Consider the following 8,809-nt stretch of genomic DNA (forward strand, 5'->3'; position numbering starts at 1 on the left):
CAATGGAGTATTTCAGAAACCGTAGGGTTTAATTCGGTATTTGTAAAGAATTTCACCCTGTACCACGGATTAAAACTGGAAGGAGGAAATGCGAAATTAACAGAGGAGTTAATGATTGGAAAAGATGATTTCTTATACGGTTATGAAACGGAGAAAAGAAAATACAACAACCCATTTTTCAATGTTGGAATTACCACAGGATTTCATCTTAAGTTTTTTCCAGTTAACGTTTTTGCAGAGGCTTCTTATGGAGTAGACCTCACTAAAAAGAAATGGAGAAATAGGGGAATCATTAGTCAGAGTTCTGACTTAAGTTTTTCAGCCTTAGAAATTAGAGCGGGTATTGCCTTTTATTTAAGAGAAAATTATTGAGATGGATGTTAAATACTGTTGCTAATTATAAGCGGAAATGTTTAAAATTCCTTTAAATTTGCCTACTAAACGCAGAAGATAATGTCAGTTCATAATAATAAAGCAAAGCGTGTTACAACTCATGTTCTTCAGGAGATGAAAAACAGAGGAGAAAAAATTTCCATGTTAACAGGATATGATTTCTCTATGGCACGTATCATAGATACAGCAGGAATAGATGTAATTTTGGTAGGAGATTCGGCCTCGAATGTGATGGCAGGACACGAAACTACTTTACCGATTACTTTAGATCAAATGATCTATCACGCGTCATCGGTAGTTAGAGCTGTAGAAAGAGCATTGGTAGTAGTTGATATGCCTTTTGGTGCTTACCAAGGAAACTCGAAAGAAGCCTTGTCTAGTGCTATCAAAATTATGAAAGAGTCGGGAGGACACGCCGTGAAAATGGAAGGTGGTCAAGAGATCATTGAATCTATAGAGCGTATACTAACGGCAGGTATTCCAGTTATGGGACACTTAGGACTTACTCCTCAGTCGATTTACAAGTTCGGTACTTACGTGGTAAGAGCTAAGGAAGAAGAAGAAGCTGCTCGCTTAATTGAGGATGCTAAAGCGCTAGAAGCAGCAGGTTGTTTCTCTATCGTATTGGAAAAAATACCAGCTCATCTTGCCGCTAAGGTTGCCAAAGAAGTATCCATTCCTATTATCGGTATTGGTGCAGGAAATGGTGTAGATGGTCAGGTGTTGGTTGTTCATGATATGTTAGGTATTAACAATGAGTTTAACCCAAGATTCTTAAGAAAATACCACAACCTTTACGAAGAAATGTTAGGTTCCTTCCATCGTTACATCGAGGATGTCAAATCGGGAGATTTTCCGAATGAAAATGAACAATACTAAAACAAGTATATCATACGAAGGCTGGCTCAAATGGGCCAGCCTTTTCTTGTTAATTGCTAAAGGTATTGAATACCTTTTATATGGTAAAGACTTGTTCAACCATAGTCAGTTGAATACATCAATTCTCGGTGTTCCGCTCATATTATGTGCTGTTTTACTAGGATTCAAGAGGTTTCAATATAAACTAATTGGGGCGCGAATATCATTTTTAATTTTATTCCTGGACAACTGTGATAGTTTTTATCAATCTTCTTTTTTACCTCACCAATTCATAGAACATACGTTGATGATGGTTACCCCTTTGTTATACCTAGGGGTGTTAAAGTACGGGATGTCAAAAATCAACAATTTCATGAGAATGGCTGTGGCTTTAACTTTTGTTGGTCACGGTGTGTTCGCTGTAAGTTGGGGCGCAATACCGAGTCATTTTGCGGGTATGACCAATTATATTTTGGGATTAGAAGGAGATAGTATAAAAGTGTTTTTAATGATTATGGGACTCTTTGATTTTTTAGCATCATTTCTCCTCTTCACGCGTAAATTTCAAACACCAGCGCTTTTGTATATGGTGGTCTGGGGAGTGTTAACGAGTATGGCGCGTTTTATTTATGGTTTCGAATCGGATGTTTTGAGAGGATTGTTAGGGACATTATATAGATTCCCACATTTTATTGTACCACTGATGTTATTGATGAATTATTATTCCAAAAGACTCAGCCATTCTTCATCTTTGCCGTAAATATTTAAGTAAAATACAATGGCATTTGTGCTGTCAGTTCCAACACTAATATAATCTACGTAAACTGGAAAAGGATTGTTTAAATGTATGGTCTTTTGAATTCTTCTTTTAATCAAGGTATCCAAACTATCTCTATTGTACAAGTTTTCATCTCTTTCTAGTATGTATCCAGCTAATTCTAGAGGGTTCTGACAACGAATACAACCGTGAGAGTATGAACGAACTGCTTTTTCAAAAAATCGCTTAGAGGGAGTGTCGTGAATGTAAACGCTGTGTTCATTTGGAAACAATAGTTTAACCAACCCCAAACTATTATAGCTTCCCCCATCTTGTCTTACGCGGTAAGGGAAAGTATTACGACCTATCTTAGACCAATCTACCTTTGATGGATCTATCCTGTCGCCATCTTTGAAAATTTTGTAGTTGTTCTTGGCTAAATAATTACTGTCTTTTTTTAAGTGAGGAAGTATTTCTTTTGATGAAATAGAGTAGGGAACATGCCAAAAGGGATAGGCCACAATTGTCTTCATATCAGCCTTAAATTGTGGGGTTCGGTTATACCTGGTTCCCACCACTACACGGTGTTGGCTTTTTAAACTATCATTAATGTAAAGGTTTAATTCGTAAGCGGGAATATTCACCCAGATATATTTCTCAGGCAAGCTATCTTTCCAACGCCATTTATCCAAAGCTAAAATGGTTCTGTTGTATTTATCTACATTGGATTCATTGAGTGCTTCCACCGTGTTTTTTCCAAGAACTCCATCTGCTTCCAATCCATTCATACGTTGAAATTTCATCAAGGCAAGATTGTAAATAGAATCATCAACTTCCGGACTATCCATATAGCCTTTTGTATAGAGAGCAAGCTTGGCCTCTTGTTTACTTTGAATAGAATCTTCTTGGACAGCGGAAATTTTGTAGTTGATCGTATCAAGTTTGTAGTGCTTTACAAAATTATTAATGCCTTCTAAGGTTTGCGTAAATTTTTCGTGTGGTGAACTGTATCTTAGAATTGATTGTTCCCAAGTCGCAGCCTTTTTGTTTGCGATAAACTCGTTGAGTTTTTCGGGAGCAATAGTATTTAAGGGTTTAATCTTTCTTTGAGCGGTATCTATAAATCCTTGTTCAAGGTCGTTCAGCAAATAAGCCAATTTGAGTGTGATCAAATTTTCTTGTTCAACTAAATCTAATCCGTGAAAACTAGCTAAGGTTTGGTAGCGATTTAAGGGAGTACAAAAGAAATAGTAATTGTTCAATAAATGTTGAAGCGTATCTCCATCAGGAAGTAATAAACTATCATTTACCCAAATTCTTTTATAATCGTTAACTGCATAAAAATCGTTGAGAAATTCAAACTGATCGCTGTTGAGTTTTAAGCTTGAGAATTGAGCATCTTTCAATTGCTTTTCAAAGCGTTCTTGTTCGGTTGGAATATGAGGTTTTTCCTCTGTAGGAGAATTACATCCTATCAGTATGGTGAAAAGAGCGGTAAATAATAGTAGGTTTCTCATTTTTAAGCGCTTATTTTAATGATTGGTCGTCATCAATTAATCTATAGCAGTGTATGAATATTAGTTCTAAAATAATGAAAAATAAGTAGTTCTTATATTTCATGGAGAAAGATTGATAAAAAAATCATAATCCTTAGCTTTGTTCTTAAAATTAGGTATATTTTCGACTTTATGAGTTTCTCGATTACCCTTGTTATTATTATCATTACCGCCTTAATATCGTGGCGTGCTTTTCAGGATAGGGACCTAAAGTATAAAATGATGTTTTACCCCTATAATGTAAAGCATCATAAAGAAGGTTACCGATTTTTTAGTTACATGGTGGTTCATGCAGATTTAACACACTTGTTTTTTAACATGTTTGTACTCTACAATTTTGGAACGGCCATTGAATATATGCTCGATTTCAAATATGGAAACTCTTTGGGGAGCTTTCACTACATCATTTTATATTTAGCAGGAGGTTTGTTTGCTACACTTTGGCCAATGACAAAAAATGCAGATAATCCAAATTACCTGAGCTTGGGAGCTTCTGGTGCTGTATCTTCAGTGTTTTTTGCTTACATCCTTTGGAACCCGGGAGCAACGTTGAATTTTATCATTTTACCGTTTTGGGATATTCCTGCTTGGGTTTTGGGAATAGCGTATTTGGCTTATGAATACTTCATGGCCAAGAAAGGGACGTCTAACATTGGACATGACGCTCACTTTGGAGGAGCAATTTTCGGTATCGTATATGTTCTTTTAATTAATTTTGAAAAAGGACAAGCTTTCATTTCATATATCTTTAATTAATGTCAGAAATTTACATCAACAACAACGGAGAAGTCAAAGCCAATATAGGTGCAACCATCCAGTCTGGAAATAGAGGACATTTGTACGGGGATGGATTGTTCGAAAGTTTAAGAGTACTCAATGGGAAACCTTTGAACGTTGAAGCCCACGTCAATCGTATGATGGAGGGAGCGAAAGTTTTAAAGATCCGTGTTCCGAATTATTACACAGCAGAATTTTTTGAAGAAAAAATCCAAGAATTACTGGATTTATCAGGTATAGATCAAGGAGGAAGAGTAAGAATCTCATTAGATAGAGCCATTGGAGGTACTTATAAACCAGAAAGTAATGAAGCCAATTACTTTATTGAGGTTTACCCCATGGAGCACAACGCGTATACGTTGAATTATAAAGGATTTGAGGTTGATTTATTCATGGAAATGCGCAAGCAAAATGATATACTGGCCAACTTTAAGACCAAGAATGCTTTAGTTTATGTGATGGCTTCTATTGCTGCACAAGAGAAACAGCTAGATGACCTTTTGGTTTTAAACCCTAAGGGAGAGATTTTAGAAGGGTCGAGTTCTAATTTGTTTGTGGTGAGTAATGGGGTTTTATATACGCCAGGTTTGGAAGAAGGTTGTTTGGCAGGTGTGATGCGTATGAAGATCATTAACCTTGCTTTGGCTAACGGAATTAAGGTGTATGAGTGTAATATTATGCCGCAAAACCTGTTGGCTGCAGATGAAATATTTATGACGAATGCCGTAAAAGGGATAACTTGGGTTGGCGGTTATAGAACCAAAAGATACTTCAATAATATGTCGAAAAAATTGACGGATTTATTGAATAAATCTGTAGTTGAACTCGAAGAAAATACAGAAGAAAACTAGATGTACTTAAATAAATTATCGCTTGTCAATTTTAAAAATTACAAGCAAGCAGAGTTTGAACTTTCTCCAGAAGTGAATTGCTTTGTGGGAATGAATGGAGCCGGGAAGACCAACCTTCTGGATGCCGTTCATTATTTAAGTATGTGTAAATCTTACTTAAACCCTGTCGATAGACAAAATATCAACTTTGATGAGAAATTCTTTGTGCTACAAGGAGAGTGGTTTAAAGAACAAAAGAAGATAGATATCTATTGTGCAGTAAAAGCGGGTAGCAAGAAGGTATTCAAGAAGAATAAAGTAGAGTACGAAAAGCTTGCACAGCACATAGGCTTGTTCCCTTCGGTTATGATTTCGCCCTACGATAGAAATTTAATTTCTGAAGGAAGTGAATTGCGTCGAAAATGGATGGATGGAATCATTGCCCAGTTCGATAGAGGCTTTTTAGATAACCTTACCAAATACGTAAAAGTTGTAGAGCAAAGAAACGCCGTTCTAAAACAAATGGGAAGCTTTGGTTTCTTTAACCGAGAAAGTATCGATGTTTGGGACGACCAGTTGGTGCGTTATGGACAAATGGTTTACGAGAGAAGAAAAGACTTCATAAGTGATTTTACTCCCGTTTTTCAAAAGTACTATGCTTTAATTTCTGGTAGTAAGGAAGAAGTTGGTTTTGAGTATAAAAGTCAATTGCACGATGCTGATTTTATGGAGTTAGTAAGACAGGCTGAACGCAACGATTTGAGAAAACAATATTCTACGGTGGGTGTGCATAAGGATGATTTAATATTTACAATAAATGGTCACCCGATTAAGAAATTTGGTAGTCAAGGTCAGCAAAAATCTTATCTTACAGCACTTCGCTTGGCTCAATTTGAATGGCTTAAAGAGCAATTAAATGTTGTACCTATACTCATGTTAGATGATATTTTTGATAAATTAGATAACGAAAGGGTACAACGACTCATGGAACTGGTTCACCAGCATGAGTTTGGACAAGTTTTGGTAACAGATACAGACAAAGAACGTGTGGAGCAAATCTTCAAGGCAATTGAAGTACCCATCCGTTTATTTGAAATAGAAAAGAACGAATTAGAGGAGGTTAATCATGAGTGAAAGAGGTAAGGGAGAAGTAACGTTGGGAGACGCAATTAACAAATTGCTTAAGGCGTATAAACTCGATGATAAGATGGCAGAGATGACCATTATTGATGCTTGGGAAGAAATGATGGGTAAAGCCGTTGCTAATAGGACAGAAAAGATGGTTATCAAAAATGAAGTTTTGTACCTCACTTTGAATTCTTCTGTAATGCGTGATGAGTTAATGCACGGAAAGCAAGTTATCATTCAACGGGTTAATCAACGCGCAGGATTTGAAATGATTAAAGATGTCTGGTTCGGATAGGTCGTTAACCTGTAAATTTATTCGGTGTTAAACCTGTATGTTTTTTAAAAAATCGAATGAAATAAGAAGAGTCCTCATAGCCAAGAGCATCCGCAACTTCAACCACTCTATAATCGGCATGTATCAACAATTTTTTAGCTTCTAAAATGATACGGTCTGCTATAAATTGAGAGGCTGTAATGTTTAATGTATCCTTTACAATTCTATTCAAATGTTTAATAGATACATTGAGCTGATCTGCGTAGAAATTTGGAGATTTCTGGATTTTGTAGTTCTGATTCACCAAGGTTTCAAACACTTGTAGTTTCAATAAATAACTCACTTTACTTTCTTGCTTCCCTTGTTGGTCCGAGTATAAGCGTGCAAAATTGATGTAGATTAAATCAATCAATGAAGCTCTTTTAATGGCAGAAAAAGAGTCTTCAAGGTCTTCTTGCATAAGTAATTCAAAATACGGAAGGTTTTGATCCTGTTCTTCTTTGCTGAGATAGATAACGGGTGGGTTGTATAACGAAAAGTAAAAAGGGAAATCGTGTAACTGCCGGTTTTGATAATTTAAATCGTAAAAGCCCTTTGAGTGAAAAAAGATATAACCTTCTGCTTTCTCATCAAAAGTCCAATGATGCATACTACCAGGTTTCAAAAAAAATACGCTTCCAGGTTTTACTTCGTAACTCTTAAAGTCAATTTCATGCCTTCCTCTTCCTTGTGTGAATAAAACACAGATATAGAAGTCGTGCTTGTGCGGTTTGTGAATGAAGTGGTGAGTAAGCAGATGTTCTCTTAAATCATTTACGTAGAACTCCTTTGTTTTAGTTTTAAACTCTTTTATCGTGTAAATAGGGAGGGTTTGCATGAAGTTTATTTTTATACAAATGTCTGAATAATACTATTAGTTTAAAAACTCTTATATTATATTTTTATCTTGTTGAGCAAATTCAGTCAAACACGTCTTAATATGCTTAAGTTACCATGAAATATTTTCTTTTTACAATATTAATGTTCGCAGGCTCACTAGAAACTTGTGCTCAACAAAGCGATACAACAATAATCAAAGATCACTTTGTAGCTATAACAAAATCAGGAGAGTATAGACATTATAAGAATGTAAAAGAATTAGACAGGGTTGCAGGTTATATAAAATCCATATTCGAAGCTTATTCAGATAGTGTATGGTTTCAGAATTTCACCGTGGATGGCAGGGAGTATAAAAATGTAATTTGTTCCTTTGGTCCTGTAGACGGGAAGGCTACAGTTATTGGAGCCCATTATGACGTGTGCGGATTGCAAGAAGGTGCGGATGATAACGCAAGTGGAGTAGTAGGCTTGTTAGAATTAGCCCGACTATTAAAGGATAAACCTCTAAATAAACGCGTTAATCTGGTGGCATATTCATTGGAAGAACCGCCTTATTACGGAACCCAAAATATGGGGAGTTTTATTCATGCCAAAAGTTTAATAGAAGATAGTGTTGAAGTAGAGCTTATGGTAAGCCTGGAGATGATCGCGTATTTCAAAGATGAAAAGCATACACAAGATTATCCGTCAAAATTTTTATCGCTCTTCTATGGCAAGCGAGGGAATTATATAACGCTCGTTCAGAAAATAGGAGCTCACAAAAATGTTGGGAAATGGAGTAGGAAGTACAAGCGCTTGGTAGAAGTGAAAGCCAAGCGTTTTAAAGGCCCGGAGAACCTTGTGGGTATTGGTTTCTCTGATCATAGGAATTACTGGCATTTTGGTTTTCCTGCGCTCATGATTACCGATACTGCCTTTTTTAGAAATAAACATTATCATCAAAAAACAGATGTTATGGAAAACCTAGACTATTACCGTATGTCTTTAGTGATTGACGGAGTTTTTGCTATGCTTTAAGCGTTGTCATCACTGTCTTCCATCTCAAATATATCTTCTACAGTGCATTTAAAAACCTTGGCCATTTTTAAGGCAAGAAGGGTAGAAGGAATGTATTTGCCTTTTTCAGTAGCATTAATGGTTTGTCTACTAACTCCTATTTTGTCTGCTAATTGAGCTTGAGTCATGTCGTTTTTCGCACGTTCAACTTTTATGTTATTCTTCATGACTCATTTGTTTTTTTAGTTGATATTTTTTCCACTGATAGCGCAAAATAAAGAAGATAAGAATAGTGAATAAATTATAGAGCATTACCTGTAAAAAGGAAAAGTTGTAAATGAATAGAAAACAAAGAATCAGC

General features: G+C 36.0%; 11 protein-coding genes. 8 read left to right on the top strand and 3 right to left on the bottom strand.

Features of this window, described 5'->3' with window-relative positions:
- The 3 genes from R3333_RS09675 to R3333_RS09685 form a co-directional block, all read left to right on the top strand.
- On the top strand, positions 1–372 hold a 372-nt coding region (locus tag R3333_RS09675; RefSeq protein ID WP_318958590.1), incomplete at its 5' end, for a hypothetical protein.
- 81 nt (positions 373–453) lie between these two features.
- Complete coding sequence (gene panB / locus R3333_RS09680) at positions 454–1,272, top strand: 3-methyl-2-oxobutanoate hydroxymethyltransferase (protein ID WP_318958591.1); 819 nt, start codon at positions 454–456, stop codon at positions 1,270–1,272.
- Positions 1,259–2,011 (top strand): hypothetical protein, encoded by a 753-nt coding sequence (locus R3333_RS09685; RefSeq protein ID WP_318958592.1) that lies wholly within the window; start codon positions 1,259–1,261, stop codon positions 2,009–2,011. Before panB ends, R3333_RS09685 begins: the two co-directional genes overlap by 14 nt.
- Here the strand turns inward: R3333_RS09685 and R3333_RS09690 are convergent.
- A complete protein-coding gene (locus R3333_RS09690) occupies positions 1,972–3,525 on the bottom strand; it encodes a L,D-transpeptidase family protein (protein ID WP_318958593.1) in 1,554 nt (517 codons plus the stop codon). The genes R3333_RS09685 and R3333_RS09690 overlap by 40 nt on opposite strands.
- Before the next feature lie 171 nt (positions 3,526–3,696).
- On the opposite strand from R3333_RS09690, the gene R3333_RS09695 reads away from it, so the two are divergent.
- From R3333_RS09695 to R3333_RS09710, 4 genes are read left to right on the top strand one after another with little or no spacing between them, the layout of a single operon-like run.
- Positions 3,697–4,320, top strand: a complete 624-nt coding sequence (locus R3333_RS09695) for a rhomboid family intramembrane serine protease (protein ID WP_318958594.1) — start codon at positions 3,697–3,699, stop codon at positions 4,318–4,320.
- Positions 4,320–5,192: an aminotransferase class IV gene (locus R3333_RS09700; RefSeq protein ID WP_318958595.1), complete on the top strand. Its 873-nt coding sequence runs from the start codon at positions 4,320–4,322 to the stop codon at positions 5,190–5,192. Before R3333_RS09695 ends, R3333_RS09700 begins: the two co-directional genes overlap by 1 nt.
- Positions 5,193–6,305: a DNA replication/repair protein RecF gene (gene recF / locus R3333_RS09705; RefSeq protein ID WP_318958596.1), complete on the top strand. Its 1,113-nt coding sequence runs from the start codon at positions 5,193–5,195 to the stop codon at positions 6,303–6,305.
- A complete protein-coding gene (locus R3333_RS09710; RefSeq protein ID WP_318958597.1) occupies positions 6,298–6,594 on the top strand; it encodes a DUF721 domain-containing protein in 297 nt (98 codons plus the stop codon). Before recF ends, R3333_RS09710 begins: the two co-directional genes overlap by 8 nt.
- A 4-nt stretch (positions 6,595–6,598) precedes the next feature.
- Here the strand turns inward: R3333_RS09710 and R3333_RS09715 are convergent, their stop codons facing one another.
- Entirely contained in the window at positions 6,599–7,450 is an 852-nt protein-coding gene (locus tag R3333_RS09715; RefSeq protein ID WP_318958598.1) for a helix-turn-helix transcriptional regulator, read from the bottom strand.
- Positions 7,451–7,566: 116 nt separating this feature from the next.
- On the opposite strand from R3333_RS09715, the gene R3333_RS09720 reads away from it, so the two are divergent.
- The gene (locus R3333_RS09720) at positions 7,567–8,469 is read left to right on the top strand and encodes a M28 family peptidase (RefSeq protein WP_318958599.1); all 903 of its coding nucleotides are present in this window, start codon (positions 7,567–7,569) and stop codon (positions 8,467–8,469) included.
- Here the strand turns inward: R3333_RS09720 and R3333_RS09725 are convergent.
- Positions 8,466–8,675: a helix-turn-helix transcriptional regulator gene (locus R3333_RS09725; protein WP_318958600.1), complete on the bottom strand. Its 210-nt coding sequence runs from the start codon at positions 8,673–8,675 to the stop codon at positions 8,466–8,468. The genes R3333_RS09720 and R3333_RS09725 overlap by 4 nt on opposite strands.
- Positions 8,676–8,809 lie beyond the last annotated feature (134 nt).

It is taken from the genome of Lishizhenia sp., from assembly GCF_033720595.1.
Taxonomy (GTDB): Bacteria; Bacteroidota; Bacteroidia; order Flavobacteriales_D; family Crocinitomicaceae; genus Lishizhenia.

Excerpts from the sequence above, each read along its gene's own strand:
- panB (WP_318958591.1), top strand. The coding sequence starts at position 454 with ATGTCAGTTCATAATAATAAAGCAAAGCGTGTTACAACTCATGTTCTT.
- R3333_RS09685 (WP_318958592.1), top strand. The coding sequence starts at position 1,259 with ATGAACAATACTAAAACAAGTATATCATACGAAGGCTGGCTCAAATGG.
- R3333_RS09690 (WP_318958593.1), bottom strand. The coding sequence starts at position 3,525 with ATGAGAAACCTACTATTATTTACCGCTCTTTTCACCATACTGATAGGA.
- R3333_RS09695 (WP_318958594.1), top strand. The coding sequence starts at position 3,697 with ATGAGTTTCTCGATTACCCTTGTTATTATTATCATTACCGCCTTAATA.
- R3333_RS09700 (WP_318958595.1), top strand. The coding sequence starts at position 4,320 with ATGTCAGAAATTTACATCAACAACAACGGAGAAGTCAAAGCCAATATA.
- recF (WP_318958596.1), top strand. The coding sequence starts at position 5,193 with ATGTACTTAAATAAATTATCGCTTGTCAATTTTAAAAATTACAAGCAA.
- R3333_RS09710 (WP_318958597.1), top strand. The coding sequence starts at position 6,298 with ATGAGTGAAAGAGGTAAGGGAGAAGTAACGTTGGGAGACGCAATTAAC.
- R3333_RS09715 (WP_318958598.1), bottom strand. The coding sequence starts at position 7,450 with ATGCAAACCCTCCCTATTTACACGATAAAAGAGTTTAAAACTAAAACA.
- R3333_RS09720 (WP_318958599.1), top strand. The coding sequence starts at position 7,567 with ATGAAATATTTTCTTTTTACAATATTAATGTTCGCAGGCTCACTAGAA.
- R3333_RS09725 (WP_318958600.1), bottom strand. The coding sequence starts at position 8,675 with ATGAAGAATAACATAAAAGTTGAACGTGCGAAAAACGACATGACTCAA.